Annotated in this window: 9 protein-coding genes; all 9 read left to right on the forward strand. The window is 70.6% G+C overall.

The genetic code is table 11. The features are described from left to right. Positions 1-4 precede the first annotated feature (4 nt). The 9 genes from ASD90_RS21820 (at position 5) to ASD90_RS21860 (ending at position 15,556) form a co-directional block, all read left to right on the forward strand. Positions 5-673 (forward strand): phage baseplate assembly protein V, encoded by a 669-nt coding sequence (locus ASD90_RS21820; RefSeq protein ID WP_056761342.1) that lies wholly within the window; start codon positions 5-7, stop codon positions 671-673. Continuing rightward, positions 670-2,352 (forward strand): hypothetical protein, encoded by a 1,683-nt coding sequence (locus ASD90_RS21825; RefSeq protein WP_056761344.1) that lies wholly within the window; start codon positions 670-672, stop codon positions 2,350-2,352. The genes ASD90_RS21820 and ASD90_RS21825 overlap by 4 nt, the downstream gene beginning before the upstream one ends. Next, on the forward strand, positions 2,349-2,777 hold the full coding sequence (locus tag ASD90_RS21830; RefSeq protein WP_056761348.1) for a GPW/gp25 family protein: 429 nt from the start codon (positions 2,349-2,351) through the stop codon (positions 2,775-2,777). The genes ASD90_RS21825 and ASD90_RS21830 overlap by 4 nt, the downstream gene beginning before the upstream one ends. Position 2,778: 1 nt before the next feature. Further along, positions 2,779-5,052 (forward strand): putative baseplate assembly protein, encoded by a 2,274-nt coding sequence (locus ASD90_RS21835; protein ID WP_056761351.1) that lies wholly within the window; start codon positions 2,779-2,781, stop codon positions 5,050-5,052. Further along, positions 5,052-7,265: a phage tail protein gene (locus tag ASD90_RS21840; RefSeq protein WP_056761353.1), complete on the forward strand. Its 2,214-nt coding sequence runs from the start codon at positions 5,052-5,054 to the stop codon at positions 7,263-7,265. Before ASD90_RS21835 ends, ASD90_RS21840 begins: the two co-directional genes overlap by 1 nt. Further along, entirely contained in the window at positions 7,262-8,929 is a 1,668-nt protein-coding gene (locus ASD90_RS21845; RefSeq protein WP_056761356.1) for a hypothetical protein, read from the forward strand. The genes ASD90_RS21840 and ASD90_RS21845 overlap by 4 nt, the downstream gene beginning before the upstream one ends. Before the next feature lie 217 nt (positions 8,930-9,146). Then, entirely contained in the window at positions 9,147-10,994 is a 1,848-nt protein-coding gene (locus tag ASD90_RS21850; protein WP_200958678.1) for an ATP-binding protein, read from the forward strand. Between the two features lie 93 nt (positions 10,995-11,087). Continuing rightward, on the forward strand, positions 11,088-12,440 hold the full coding sequence (locus ASD90_RS21855; protein ID WP_056761362.1) for a hypothetical protein: 1,353 nt from the start codon (positions 11,088-11,090) through the stop codon (positions 12,438-12,440). Beyond that, positions 12,437-15,556: a hypothetical protein gene (locus ASD90_RS21860; protein ID WP_056761365.1), complete on the forward strand. Its 3,120-nt coding sequence runs from the start codon at positions 12,437-12,439 to the stop codon at positions 15,554-15,556. Before ASD90_RS21855 ends, ASD90_RS21860 begins: the two co-directional genes overlap by 4 nt. Positions 15,557-15,559 lie beyond the last annotated feature (3 nt).

The following is a 15,559-nucleotide window of genomic DNA, read 5'->3' on the forward strand; positions in this document are numbered from 1 at the left end:
CGCAATGACCGAGAACAGGCACCCGCCGAACTGGACCGGCTCCAGCTTCTTCGGGCTCTACCCCGCGATCGTCACCGACATCGTCGACCGGGATCGGCTGAGCCGGGTCGAGGTCAGCTTCCCGTGGCTGGGGGACGGGGGTTCGGATGTCCGCGCCTGGGCGACACTGCTGACCCCGTACGCCGACGACGACCAGGGCTTCGTGGCCCTGCCCGAGGTCGGCACCCAGGTCGTGGTGGGGTTCGAGGCGGGCGACCTGCATCGCCCGTACGTGGTCGGCTCGTGCTGGAACGGCAAGGAGATGATGCCCGTCACTCCGACCCGCCCGAACGACAAGCGACTCATCAAGACCAGGTCCGGCAGCCTCCTGGAGTTCGACGACACCTCCGGAGCGACGAAGGTCACGCTGTCGACGTCCAAGGGTCACAAGGTCGTTCTCGACGAGGGGTCCCTGCAGCTGCAGATCACCCACCAGAACGGATCGAGCATCACGTTCACGGCATCGGGGCAGATCCAGATCCAGGCCAACGCCACCGTGGACGTCACGGCGTCCGTGCTGAACGTGCACGCGCCCGTCGCGAACTTCGACGGAATCATCAACTGCACCAACGTGGTGGCCTCGGTCGGCATCTCATCGCCGCTGTACACCCCCGGCGTCGGGAACGTCTGGTGACCGCCGTGCAGACGCAGGTCGGTCACCAATGGCGCGTCGTCGCCCCTTGGTGGCACTGGCCGCAGCGCGCCTCCTCCGATCCGGGCGACCTCGGCGACCCGGACGACCGGCGCGCTGTCCGGGCGTCCCGGCCGGTCCTGCAGAAGTATGCGACGTCGGACCCCGTGACCGACTTCCTTGGCCAGCCGCAACACCGGCTGGAGTTCGACTGTGAGACGGACGAGGTCTGGGACGTCTCGCCCAACGGCTTCGGCAAGGTGCCTTCCCGGACTCGGACCCACCGCCGCAAGCTCTTCCTCACGTCGCACCACCGTCACTACCTCGTCGTGTGCTCGATCCATTGCGACACAGCCGGTTTCCCACACGCGCGCCGCGACGACGTATGCGAGGCAGGTTTCGTCGTTCGGCGACGCCGCGTCGATCTGCCGGGCGGTCCGCGCGGCGAGGCCGCCGGCGCGTTCCGGCGACACGCGGTGGCCCGGAGCAGGCGCCTCGATCTTGAGTTCCGCCTTCGGCTCGCCACGCCGCACAAGCTCCGGATGGCAGCGCTGCGTCGGCGCCTCGAGGTGGCCCGCGAAAGCGAGCGCGACGCCGCCGACCGACTTCGCGTCTGGCTGGAGGAGCTGGGCAACGTCCGATTCCTCGAAGGATGGGTCCCGGCCGGGGTCGACCCGGCGGGAGATCGCCAGCCGGTGCCGCCGTGCACCAACCCCACCAGCTTGGAGCCGGTGCGCGGCTTCGGCTCGTGGCAGCAGGTCGAGGAGTTGCCGGCCGCACTTGGCGAGTCGTGGTTCCCGCTCTCGCCCTTGGTCCCGGACCCGACCAAGCCTGAGCACGACGCGACCGGTGAGTCGATCTATTTCGGCGTGGTGCCCACCGGGTCGTCCGACCTCGACGACCAGCAGGCGCCCCGGTTCGGCCCGACCGACGACTACGAGATACGGTGTTTCGTCCGGCGACATCGAGCAGAGTGTCCTCGCGATGGAGGCCACTGCGGGTGCCCGCTCACCTGGTCGGAGGCGACAGAGGCGTACCGCCTGGCAGACCCGATGGACCTCGAAGGAACGGCCAACCGTGCCTCCACGGTCGTCATGCCAGACCTCGCCCAGCTGCACGCCGACACGATGCGCCTGAGCCCTGGCGGCACGGGCGGCGTACGCTTCCAGACTCCACCGGGCTCGACGTTGAGCTTCACCTCGCAGGACACCAAGGCGACGCAGACCCCGGCCCTGCCGGACGCTCAGACCTGCTCGTTCGCGATCCCCCTCATCACCATCGTCGCGTACTTCCTGCTCAAGCTGTTCCTGCCCATCGTCGTCTTCGTCTTCCAGCTCTGGTTCCTGCTCGCCCTTCGCTTCTGCATTCCGTCCAGCATCAAGATCGACACCGGGCTCGCCGGAAAGTTGGACCAACTGGGCGGCGGCCTCGACATCGACGCCGATGTCGTGGTCGCGAACCAGGCCGATTTCGACAAGCTCCTGAAGGACCTGCTCGACGGCCTCGAGCCCGGTGGACCGGGGACCAAACTGGGCAGCCGCATCGTTGCCGAGCACGCCAACGGTGACATGGACCATGGGTCCTTCGGCTCACTCGTGGGCGCGGTCGCGGCACGAAAGGTCACGGGGCCGAAACTCGTGTTCGCCGGGCGCGTCGAGCGATCGGAGGTGGTCCGACCATGAGCATCCCGCCCGCTCCCTCGCCGGCCGTGCGAGATGACGTCCTCGGCGTGGGATGGCGGTTCCCGCCAACTCCGTCGGGTGCCGGTCGTTTCGAGCTGCGCAACGGAGCGGCCCTGGTCCGACAGTCCATCCTGGTCATCGTCGGCACCGAGCGCGGCGAGCGACTGATGCGACCGAGCTTCGGCTGCGGCCTGCGGCGCTTCCTGATGGAGGCCAACACCCCGGCCACGCGGGCTGCGATCGCGCGTGACATTCGGTCGGCGATCACCCTGTGGGAGCCTCGCGTCCGGCTCGAGTCGGTCGACGTGTCGCCGACCGGCGACCCGAGCGCCGTGCTGGTCGACATCATCTACACCCAGATCCGGGACGAGAGCGTCGGGGCAGTACAGCTCACCGTCCCCGTCGCGGGTATGCCGGGAGGCTGAGATGACACTGCCCGCACCGATCCTCGACGACAGGTCCTACGACGAGCTGCGCGAAGAGCTCGTCTCGCGGATCTCCGTGTACCTTCCGGAGTGGACCGACATCGGGCCGAGCGATCCCGGCATCACCTTGCTCGAGCTCGTCGCCGGACTCGGCGAGAGTATGCTCTACCGGTTCAACCAGATCCCGGACCAGACCCGGCTCTGGCTGCTGCGCCTGCTGCAGCTCCTGCCCTACCCGGCAAGGCCGGCCACGGGCCTGGTCCAGTTCGAGCTTGCGGGACAGGGCGCCTCCGCCGACGTCATCGAGGGCTCGGCGGCGCAGGCGCGAGACGTCTCCTTCAGGGTCGAGAACGATGTCACGGTGCTACCCCTGACCGCGACAGCCGTCGTGAAGGCCACAGCCGATCCTCCGACTGACGAGATGCTCCAGGACGAGTACCAGCGGGTGCTCGACGCCGCGGGCCTGACCGCGGACGAGGCACAGCCGTACGAAGAGGCGGTGCTCGACCACGACCCGGGCTCCCCCGGGTTCACGGCGTTGGATGTCGAGTCGGCCGTCGACCGGTTCCTCTGGATCGCCGTGCACGCCTACCCCGACCCTGAGACCTTCGAGGTGCATCGGACCGCGCTGTTCGGCAGCACGGGGGTGCTCAGCCGCGCACCGCTGCTGCTGGGCCTGGCCGGGGAGACCGAGTTCCCCACGATCGACGAGATCGATCCCTGTGCCGGTCCAACCCTCGCGCCCGAGGCGCAGCGCCTCCGAGACGTGCAGTCGCGTTGGTGCGAGCAGCGCTGCGACGACGGCGTCGCACCGGGCCCGGAGACCGACGGAGTCCGCCCCACGGGCGTGGCCTCCACCCTGGTGTGGCAGGCGTCCGTGCGTCGGGACGACGACCCGACGGTGCCGGAGTACGTGCCGCTGACAGTGGTCCGCGACACGACGAGCTCGCTGCGACACGACGGTGTAGTCGCGCTCCGTCTCCCGGCCTCGAGGCTCAAGGACATCGGCGTCCCGGACCTCGCCGATCCCGACCTGGCCGGAGTGCAGGACCGACCGCCTTCGCTCGCCGACGGCAAGCCGGTGCTGTTCTGGATCCGCGTCTTCTCCCGCGACGGCACCGCGCCGCTCCGTCGGCTCCGCTGGGTGGGCCTCAACGCCGCGGACGTCGTGCAGGTCACCGATGCCTCCCCCGAGCAGGTGGCCGTCGGGACGGGTTTCAGCCATCAGGAGTACCAGCTGGCCAACATGCCCGTCGTGCCGGGCACCCTCGAGCTGCAGGTCTTGGAGAACAACCGGTGGCAGACCTGGACGCCGGTGGAGACCTTCGCGGGGAGCCGTCCCGGCGATCGCCACTTCGTCCTGGACGCCGGCCCGGCAAGGGTCCGCTGCGGGGACAGCGTCCGGGGAATGGTCTTTCCGGCCGGCGCACAGATCCGCGCGGCGGCATACCGCTACGGCGGCGGTCGCCGGGGACTGGTTAAGGCACACGACATCCAGACGACCGATTCGCCCGGCGTCACTGTGGACAACCCGCTCCCGACGGCGGGCGGCGAGGACGCCGAGTCCATTACGTCGGCACTCGAGCGTATTCCCGGCGAGCTCGCGCGGCACGACCGTGCCGTGACCGCCGACGACTTCCGGGCACTAGCGTCGATCCCGGGTGTCGCGCGCACGGAGTGCCTGCCCCGCTTCGACCCGACGACCAAGCGGTTCGACGCAGCCGGAGTCGTCACGGTGATGGTGTGGCCAGCGGCCGACCCACACCATCCCGACGCCCCCCTGCCCGACGCGACGTTGCTGCGCGCGGTCTGTGGACAGCTCGACGCCCGCCGGCTGGTGACGACAGAACTGTACGTGATCCCGCCCACCTACAAGCGGATCGCCATATCGGTCGGGCTTGCCGTGAAGCCGGGATTCAGCCCACTCGGTGTGCGTCGATGGGTCGAGCTGGTCCTGCGCCAGTACCTGTCGCCGCTGCCGCCCTTCGGCCCGGACGGACGCGGGTGGCCGCTGGGGCACCGTGTCCACGCGCCGGAGCTCGAAGCCGCTGCCGTGCAGGTCGAAGGGGTCGACTTCGTCGAGGAGCTGGTGGTGGCCGACCTGAGTTCCGGGACGCCGGTTGAGGGCACGGTCGAGCTCATGGGCTGGGAGGTCCCCGAGGTGGTCGAGATCACCGTCGTCGAGGGTCCGGCGCCCGCTCCGGGCTCTGGCGGCGCGACCCCTGCGCCGACCAACCCACCCGTGCCCGTTCCAGTGCCGAAGGACGAGTGCTGATGGCCACGGCGAGCTCGGCGCAGGTCGGTGGCCGGCGGATGGTGCCGCTGGCGGGTCCGAACGCCTGGTTCCTGCCGCAGGGCTGTGGGGCCGTGCTGGAGCCCGTGGCGGCCGAGGTCCTGCTCGCCGGCGAACCGATCGGGCCCCAGGCGCCGTGGCCGGACGGAGGACAGCTTCCCCCGGAACGCGCCGGCCTGTGCTTCGACGGGTGCGGCTCGCTGTACCACGGCGACCCCGACTCTGGACAGGTCGTCCGGCTCCCATGGCCACCGACGGGTCACGAACAACCATCCCAGCGGGTTCCATGGCCCGCCGACGCGGACCCCGGTGCTGCCGCCGAGTTCGTCCCGACGACGGGTGGCGGCCGGTCGCTGCGAACTCGCGCTCTCGCCATCGACGCACACGGCTGTCTATACGTCCTGGACGGGGCTTCGGAGACGATCGCCATCATCGATCCTGCGGACGACCGGCTCATTCGCACCGTGGCGACCGCGCCGGGGCCTCCCCGGGATATCGCGAGCGCCGGCGACGGTGTCATCGCAGCCCTCGCATCACGCTCGACGCCGATCGTGTGGCTCGACGAGATCAGCGGGCCGCGTCGGTTCCCGCTGTTCCCGGCCGCGGTCCCGGAGCTCGCAGCGCTCGACGAGGCCGCCCTGCCGTCCCGCGTCGCAATCGACCCGGCGGGCGGTGTCTGGCTGCTGCTGCGGGCCGAAACGGCCGCGTGGATCGTCTGCTGTACCGGCGAGGCGACCGGTGCGTCGCTCCGCCTGGACGGAGCCTGCGACTTGGAGTTCGACGCGACCGGCAGGCTGATCGTGGGCGGCCCCGCCGGATCCGACCTCCTGGCGTTCACGGTCGACAAGGGCCAGCTCGTTCCGGCGGTTCCGCTCGCCGGGCAGCGGTACGACGGACGCGGGCTCGCCCGAGCCCCCGACGGCAGGGTGGCCTGCTGGACCGACCGTGGAGCCCGGATCGCCCGGCCGTACCGGCTCCGGTACCCACCCCATGGATTCGCCGAGAGCTACGCGCTCGACAGCCTGACGCCACGGGCGGTATGGGGCCGCATCTTCATCGAGGCGTGCGTGCCGCCCGGCGCGAGGCTCGACATCGGGTTCGCCACGCTCGACGAGCTCCCCCACCTTGCCGAGCCCGATGCCGGCCTCGCGCGGCCGGTCGCCGGACCGCCCGCCGCACCTGCGTCACTCGACGAACTCGACGTTCGTCGACCGCTCCACCGCCGCGAGACCGGCCGGGAGCTGCCCTGGACGCCGCTGTCCCGCGGCGACCGTTACGAGGTGTACGAGGCCCCGGTCATCGCTCCCCCTGGGCGTTATCTGTTCGTCCGGTTCCACCTGTCGGGCACACCCACGCAAACGCCCAGGGTGCGTGCCGCGCGGGTCGAGTGCGACAGCCACGCCCTCATGAGCCAGCTGCCGCGGATCTACCGCGAGGACCCGTCGGCCGAGCAGCCGTTGCGGCGCTACCTGGCCATCGTCGACGGACTGCTGCGCGACCTCGAGTGGCGGGCGCTCGAACGGCATCGCGTCCTGGACCCGTGGGGGGCTCCGGCCGAGCTGCTGCCGTGGCTGGGGTCGCTCATCGGGCTGTCGGTCGACGAGCGCTGGAGCGAACAAGCGCGGCGCACGCTGCTCGCCGAGGCGATGAGCCTGTTCCGGGCGCGCGGCACCGTCAGAGGGCTCACGCGACTCCTCGAGATCTACCTCGGTGCGCCGGTGTCGATCCTGGAGGCGTTCCGGGTGCGCGGATACGGCGGTGCCTTCGTGGGCGGCGCGAACGACGCTCCCGGGCCGGCCTCGGCCGTCGTGGGCGAGACGTATCGAGTCGGTGGCGCACTCGGGGGCGGTGACGACTGCACCTCTGCCGACGACGCCTTCACTACTCATGCTCACCGCTTCACGGTCCTGGTCGCCCGCGATCTGTGCGCCGACGAGGTCGACGTCGTCCAGAGCATCCTGGACGTGCACCGCCCCGCTCACACGGTCGTCGAGGTCTGCACCGCGGCGAAGGGCATGCGAGTCGGCATCAGCCTGCACATCGAGCTCTCGACCGTGGTCGGCCCCGGCGCGGCGTTCGGCAGCCTCGTCGTCGGCGGTGCAGCACTCGAGTCCGGAGCCGTGTTGGGGCGTGGTCGTGCGGGCGTCCGCCTCGGCACGACCGTTCTCGAGGAGGGCACGGTGATCGACCCATGACGTTCGGCTCGGCACCCACCAGCTCGATCGGCTCCGTCCACGCGACCTGGCGGGTTCCACAGACCCTGAGCACACCCGACCGCGAGCGCCTCGACGCCCTCGCCATGGCGCTCGAGGCAGGTCCCCTCGCGGACGCCCTCGATGCCATCGTGCGGAACCCGTCCGAAGTGGTCTGCATCCGCCACATCGTCGCTGAGCCGTTGACGGTGAGATGGGCGACGACCGACGACGAGCTCCTCCACCGCTGGGCTCGGCAGATCGCCGACGCGGTCTCCGGCGCGGCCCGGGCAGCCGACTCGGACGTGGTGCGCTATCCAAGCCTGCGGCATACGGCCATCGATCTTGTCCTCTCCCTCCTGGCGGGCGACCGGTCGCGCGCCTGGGCGTGGACGATGGCGGGCCTGCCGCAGGCTGTCGGCACGTCACCCGATGCCGTCGTCCGGGCGGTTGTCGAGCGCTTCGCCGTCGACGACCCAAGCTGGCTGGTCCCGCTCATCGTTGAGGTCGCTCGCGGGGGCTCCCTGAGCCGACTCGTCGAATGGCTGGGCTCCTCACTCGTGGCGGCCGCCGACACGGCGTGGCTCCACACCGGCGGCTCGCGGCCCGCCACGGCCGTCGAGCACGCTGGCCCGTCCGTCGACGCACTGGCCGCCTCGGTCCGAGCGCGGTCGGCCATCTGGGCTGGAGTCGCCCGCTCGGCACCTGCTCAGCGGCATGTGTTCGCCTCGAACTCGGCGGGTGCCGAGGTGGGTGCAACGGCAAGGTCGCTCGCGCGGCTGAGCATTCTCGAGGTCGAGCCGGCATCTGCCCGCGGTTCGTTGGCCAGTCGTGCCGTCACGGCACTGGTCGACGCCCTTGACCGGACCTCAGACGCGTCCGTCGGGCAACGGGCGTCACGCGTGGGCACAGCTCCGGGCGCCGTGGACCGACACAGCTCATCCTCCGGGGAGCACGCGCCCCCGGCTCAGCAGGCGGACCCGGCTCAGCAGGCTGACCCTGCACAGCAGGCGGGCCCGGCGGGGCGGGCCGACCCACAACGCCCCGCCGGTACGTCTGACGAACCCCGCTCGGCGGCAGATGACTCCAACGCCCAGCACGGTATGCCGTCAGTCGGCCGCGCGGCATACGCGTCGTCGGTGTGGGGTGGGCTCCTGTTCCTCCTGCGGCCGCTCGGCGAGACCGGGTTTGCCGAACGCGCAGCCGACGATCCGCACGTGTACGGGGTGAGCATCCGGTCCGCAGTGGGTAGGCTCGCCCGCGCCCTCATCCAGCTCGCGGTCCCGGACGCTGCGCCTCCCGATCCGCGCGATCCCGCGGTGCTCGCCTTCTGTGGCCTTCCGCCGGACGCCGACGACCCCGTATGCGCGCCGGACCGCCTCGAACCCGACCGCTGGGTCGCCGCCGAGCTCGCCTCCGTGTTGGACGTCCTGCGCAGAGACCTCGTCATCACCGACCCGCGGGGGGACGGCCTCGCGGTCCGAACCGACTCCTCGCTCTTGCTCCGCGTCGTCCGGCGGCCAGCGCGGATCGTCGGCGACGCGGGGTGGATCGAGGCCGAGTACGACCTCGACGACGTCGACGTCGACGTGCGCCGAGCAGGCCTCGACCTCGACCCCGGATTCGTCCCATGCCTGGGAGTGGTCGTGAGGTTCCGCTATGTCTGAGCGGCGCGCCCGGCCCAGCCGCTCCGGGACCACGTCGACGCGGATCGACGCGGCCATCGATCTCATGCTCCGCGGCCTCGCTGTCGTGGTCGCCGATGTCATCGCCCCCGAGGCTGGCCGTGTTCTCGAAGGCCTTGCGGCGGAACGGAACTCGACAAGCCCGGACGGTGGCGCCGTAGGTCTGCCGACGGGCGATCCGCAGCCGGTGGACCGTCTGGTGTCAATTCTGCAGCTCCGCGCCTGGGAAAGAGACCTCACCGTGCTGGCGGTGGTCGGCCACCGCGACGCCGAGGCCGCCGCGGCGCTTCGGACCCTGCACCCGCACGGACGGCCGACTCCCACGGTGGGACTCGTCGCCGAGCTCGGGAGACGAGGACTCATGGCCGGACTGACCACGGCCGCGGATCTTCGCCTGGCCGTCGCGGATTCGCCGCTGCTCGCGACAGGCGTCGTGAGAGTCGAAGGTGACGGACCCTGGTCCGAGCGAAGCGTTGTCGCGGGCCCCGCGGTGTGGGAGGCCCTGGTCGGCCTGGGCGGTTGGCCCGGCGATCTCTCCGCCGACCCGTTGCCGAGTCCCGACTGGGGCCTCGACGAGTGGCTCGACCTGCCCGGGGTCGTGACCGCACGACGTGCCATCGAGGCGCGCCGCGCCTACGCGCTCGGCGCGTTCGGCGACCGGCCCGGTGCCGCGGCCGCACGACTCGCTGCGCTCGTCCGGGTGAGCGGCAACGAGCCGGTCATCCTGCGGGCGCCCCAGCTGAGCAGCCGCGATGTCCAGCTGGCCATGGTCGTCGCCGCCGTGCGCGACCTCATCCCGGTCTTCTGCGAGACCGGTGACTCGAGCTCCCCACTCGAGCTGTCGGTTCCATACGTGACCCTGCCGCTGCTCGTCGCGCGTGGCTCGAGCGCCTTGACGGCCTACCCGCGCGCGCTGATCCGCGTGCCGGTGGCCGCGCTCAGTCACCATGACCGAGTCGCCGGCCTTCGATCGGCGGCACCCGACCTGCGGCTCGAGGACGCACGCTCCTCCGCATCCGCGGAGCCGCGCGACCTGGCCCTGGCCGCGACCGACCTCCGGGGTCGGCTCGCACTCGGACGTGACCAGACAGACGTGTCGCGCCACAGGACGTTCTCGGACGCTGTCGAGCGTCATCTGTCCGGCACAGCTCCGCAGGGAGCCGTCCTCGTACATCCACGTGCGACGTGGGACGACCTCGTCCTGGCCGACGATCGCCTCGGGCTGCTCCGAGATGCCGTCCGGCGTGTCGAGCTGCAGGGCGCACTCCATGCCCGGCCCGACCAGCCCGAGCCGCGGCGCGGTGAGCGAGGCCTTCGGATGTTGTTCCACGGCCCTCCGGGCACCGGCAAGACGCTGTGTGCCGAAGTCCTGGCACGAGCGCTGGGCCGCGACCTGCTGGTGGTGAACCTTGCATTCCTGGTCAGCAAGTGGATCGGCGAGACCGAGAAGAACCTCGAGAACGTCTTCGACGCCGCGGAGCGGGCCAGCGTGCTGTTCTTCGACGAGGCCGACGCACTCTTCGGGAGACGCACGGAGATCGGCGACGCTCGCGACAGGTACGCGAACATCGAGACGGCCTACCTGCTGGGCCGTATCGAGTCGTACGACGGCGTGGTCGTGCTGTCGACCAACCTCAGACGCAACCTCGACTCGGCCTTCGCGCGCCGCCTCGAGTTCATCGTCCCGTTCGACCTGCCGGACGCGGCCGCCCGGGAGCGCCTGTGGCGCCTGCACGCGCCGACGTGGGCACGGCTCTCACCCGATGTGCGTCTCGAGGACCTCGCAGCGCTCTACGACCTCACGGGCGCCCTGATCCGAAACGCCGCGACCGCCGCGGGCTACCTGGCTGCGGGCGACCATGCGGCGGACGAGCCCGGCGATCCGGACACACCCCGGAAGCTTCCAACCATCACCGACGAACACTTGGCGCGCGCGATCGAGCGCGAGCACGACAAAGCCGGGATGGCCTACCCCGGCGCACCACCGCTGCTGCACACGGTCGGCAATGGACACGGGCGCCGACTCGGAGGGCTCGCCCATGCCTGAGACACGAACGCACCCCGGGTCGCCGAGTCGGTCGGCCCACGCAGGCCATGGCGTGCAGACCACGCCGACGTACGAGTGCCAAAGGAGTCGGCAATGACCGCATGGGATCCCCCGCAGCAGAGCGATGCGCAGGAATCGGAACTGGCGAGCGCGCTCACCGTCGACCCGTTCAACTCCCTCTTGGCGCACTACGGGATGCTCCTCGGTGTCTCGGACTTCCAGGTGCTCGGCGCAAACCCGCGTGGAAAGCTCCGGCTGCACCAGGCGTGGCAGCACGGCGCAGGCGTCATCTGGGGGTTCGACGTCGCCCTCGTCAACGGCGACAGCCTCCGCGTCAGTCCTGGACTGGCCGTGGACGCGCTGGGGCGCGAAGTCGCCTGCGGCGCGGAGATGTGCCTGGACCTGCCGGCCTGGTGCCGCGAGCGGCAGGCGACGGACACCGGCTTCAAACCGGGGACGGGGTCACCTCCGTGGAGGTTCAGCGCCCGGCTGTGGGTGCGCCACACCACCTGCCTGGGCAGGAGGGTGCCGTCGGTCAGCTCGAGCTGCGCCCAGGGCGACGATTCGGTCCAGTACTCGCGCGTGCACGAGTTCGGACGGCTCGAGCTCGAGCCGTACACCCGGTCTGATGACCTGTGCGCGCCACGTGGCGAGTCGGGCGAGGATCGCGCGCCGTGCCTGTTCGACGATGCGTTCGAGCCGCTTCGCAGCCTTGTGCGGGACGGCACCGTTCCGGACCTGCCGCGAGAACCGGACGGTTGGGTGGACGCCTTCCGGGCGGTCTCCGCGAAGGCCGCGGCCCAGTTCAGGCCACCGGGCCATCAACCCGGCGGTGAAGGGACCCTGCTGTTCCCGTGCGACGGGCCGGGCTGCATCCTCTTGGCAGACCTTCCGAGCATCGTCATCGAGAGAGGCTCGGACAACGCGTACAAGGTCACGGTCGAGCCGATCGATCTCTCGGTGCGCCGTACGTCGGTCCCGACCATGGTCACGCAGGAGCTCCTTCTCGAGGCGCTGACGGGTCTGGTCGGGCCGCGGTTCGCGCCGGATGCCGGAGGACCACGGGTCCGCCGAATGTTCGTCTCCGAGGGTCGCGTCAACATCGACCTCACCGGCAACGTTGTCGAGGGCACGATCGGCGACGCGCTGGAGGTTCACTCGATCGATCGCGCTGCCGCGAATCCGTCATGGAGCCAGCCGATCCGGGTCCGGACGCGCTACGCCGAGACGACTGCCGAGGACGATGCGCGGATCAGCTTCCGCCTTCCCGAGGACGCAGGCGACATCTGGTACCGGGTCCTGGTCCGAGGCACTGGCCCCACGCCCTTGCTCGGTCTGTGCGAAGCAGAACTCGTCCCGCTGGCTGGTCGCGTCGGCGACCCCGCCGCCCGCCGGACCGACGGCCGAGACGTCGTCGACATTCTGCGAAAGGACGGTGCGTCATGAGCCCCGACCAGATGCGGCTCGCCGAAGGCCCGGACACGGCCAACCCGAGCATCGCGTCGTCCGAGTCCGTGGCCGGGTTCGTCGTCACACCGACGTCTCCCGAGAACCTCGGTCTGAACTACTTCGACGGCAGGTTCCTTCGTGCCGACGATCTCAACTTCGAGCGTCTGGCACAGCGGGCGTACATCGACGTCGGCCGGCGGGCCGCGGGGTCGGGATGCGGGTACGGACTCACGTTGTCCTCGACGGGCACCACCGTGACGGTGGGCTCCGGAGCCGGGATAGACAGGTCCGGCCGACTCATCTCACTCAACACCGCGGTCACGGTCGAGTTCGCACGGCTGGTGTCGTCGTCCGAGCAGCCAGATGCCTCGGTCGGGACGCCGCCCTCCGGCGTCTACATCGTTGCTCTCAGCCGGCAGACACAGCTCGCCGGCAACGCCGAGGTCCTTGGCCGGCTTTGCGACTGCGGGTGCACCTCGTCCAGCGACCGGCCGACGACGGTCGACGGCGTCCGCATCTCCGCGCGGCTGATGCCGCCCCTGACCCTGCCACCCCCACCGGCAGGGCTCGCGGACGAGTCGAAGTTCCTCCGTTCACGGATCGCTTCAGCGTTCTTCGACGACGAGCGCGACCGCACGTGGACACCGGTGTCCGGCCAGTCCCTGTCCGCTGCGGGCTGGTCAGGGGGAGAGTCTCCCGACGCCGACCTGGGCGGCGTCGGGCTCGACATCGGCATCCTGCTGTGGAATGGCTCGAGTGTCGCGTGGCACGACGACTGGATCGCGCGGCGGGACCTGATGGAGACGCGACCGCGCACCTACTGGGCGAACCAGGTCGAGCAGCGACCGTGGGCGGTCTTCATCGCACAGGTGCTGCAGTTCCAGAGTCAGCTCGCCAGCACCGACGCATCCGCGGCCAGCGGCGGCCTCACCGCGGCGGGGTTCGTCGCGGTCCCGCCGACCGGGTACCTCCGGGTGACCCCCACGACCGCGACCGCCCTGCGGAGCGATCTCGAGACGTTGTTCGGCGCCGGCATCGACCTCCGGGTCGGTGCGGTGCGGCGGGACCAGATCGCGCAGGAGTTCGAACGCGCCCAGCACATGGAGCGGATCTCGCTCGTTCGAGGACTGGCAGACCCGGCCCACCGTCAGCTGGTAGACGTCCTGGTCCCGGACGGGGTCGTCGAGGCGTCGACCGAAGGGTCGACGAGCCACGGGTTCAGCGTCGACTTCGTGCTGCCGCAACGCGTCAGGGAGCCTGGGCGCGAGCTCGGTCTGCGAGCGGCAGCGGACGCCGCGCGGCTGCGGTTCCAAGGGGTCGGTCGGTTCAGCACGAGCGGCGGCATCTCGGTCCGGGCCGCCGTGGCAGGGACGGACGCGCGCTCGATCAAGGAGGTAATGAGCGCCCTCACCGAGGTTGCCCGCGGTGCCACGACACTCGGGAGCGCGATTGCGACGATGCGCGCGCAGGCCTTCGGCACCGGCGGACTCTCCCACGAGCTGCTCCGCCAGGTTGCCCACGCCACGGCCCTGGGAGCAGCCCAGCATCGAGTCACTCGTAGCAGGGCGAGGTTCGTCAACGTTGCTGAGGCAGGCGGTCGCGTCGGGGCGCTGGGCGGCAGCCTCTGGGTCGGCATGGACCCCTTCGCCCTGGGCGACGGCAAGCAGACGATCATCCACGGCACGTGGGAGCACGTGATGCCACAGGCAGCGGCCACGATCGGCATGCGCGTGCAGGTCGACGGGGTGCTCCAGCGGCTCTTCCTGACAGCGGGTCCCGGTGGCGAGAAACTCACGGTCCAGGTCGACGGGCTGGTCCGTGCCACGGGCTCCGGCGCTGCCGAGCAGAAGACGTCGTTCAGCAGGCGTATGGAGGTGACCCGGGACCAGTCGGGGCCGCAGTCCGACCTCACGCTGGTCGACGTCCGCTCCCGGGCGACGGTCACCGTGATGTGGCAGGGCTCGCCCATCGAGGCCACCGGGGACCTGGGTACGGCGGTTGCGAATGGACCCGATGACGTGCAGGCGCAGTTCACCGCACAGGAGACCCAGGCCATCGACCAGCCGGGCAACGACTATCGCGACGCCGCGATCTCGGCCCTGCAGCTACTGGCCGGGCTCGATCCCAAGGACCCGTCGTACTTCGACGACAACCTCGCCCTGCTCTTCCCCGACCAGGGTGTCGAGGTCGGGCGCTCGGGCATCCGCCCGATCTATGACTGGGTGCTGTTCCGGCGCCGCCTGCGCGAGGAGTATGCCGGATCGGCTGCCGGGCCGGAGCTGCGACCCGCGCAGGTCGCGGTGTGGGTGGCAACGGCCGAGACTGCGGACCAGGCGGAGCAGTACCGGAGGTTCCTGCTCACCGGGACTGCACCCGTGCCCTGGACCCCGACAGCCGTGCAGCTTGTCGTCTTCGACCCCGGCACCGCCACCCTCCGCTCCTCAGCTGCCGAGTGGCGGCAACGCTATGAGGCGGCCCGGGGCAGCGACGCGCTGGTGTTGGCCGCATACGCGAGGTCGTCGTCCTCGACGGAACTCCCGGTTGGCCTGCCCCGGGCCAAGGCACTCGTCGCAGCGACGGCCCCGAGCGCGACGATGGACGCAGATGGCCAGTTCGAGATTCTGCCCAATCCGCCGGCGGCACAGATGTCGGTCGACACCGACGGCAGCATCTTCCTGATCGGCTACACCAGTGACGCCGTCGAGGTCGTTGCAGTAGACACGCTGGGCGACGCGGACCTGCTGAAGGCCGTGACGGACGGCGACGTCAAGCTCCTCGCCGCGGCTCCAGCCGACGTGTTCACCGTGCTCGCCAGCTCGAACCGGTCGGGGCAGCTGGTCGATCCGCCCGCCAAGGACGTCATTACGCGCCTTGACGAGTGGAAGGGCGACGTGGAGACGCAGCACGCCAGCTCGGGCATCTTCAGCGCGGTCATCTGGACGGCGACCGGCGTCAGCGACGCTCGGTCGACCCGAGCAGTCGATCGCGCGCAGTCGATCATCAAGGAGATCGGCCTCGACCCCGCGAATACCAAGGTTGCGGTCGACTTCCGCCCGGGGCCGGGAGTCGTCGCGCGGGTCTACGTGACCATCGTGACCATCGTCGAGGGGTGATGC

Origin of the sequence: Terrabacter sp. Root181 (assembly GCF_001428505.1) — a bacterium.
Classification (GTDB): domain Bacteria; phylum Actinomycetota; class Actinomycetes; order Actinomycetales; family Dermatophilaceae; genus Terrabacter.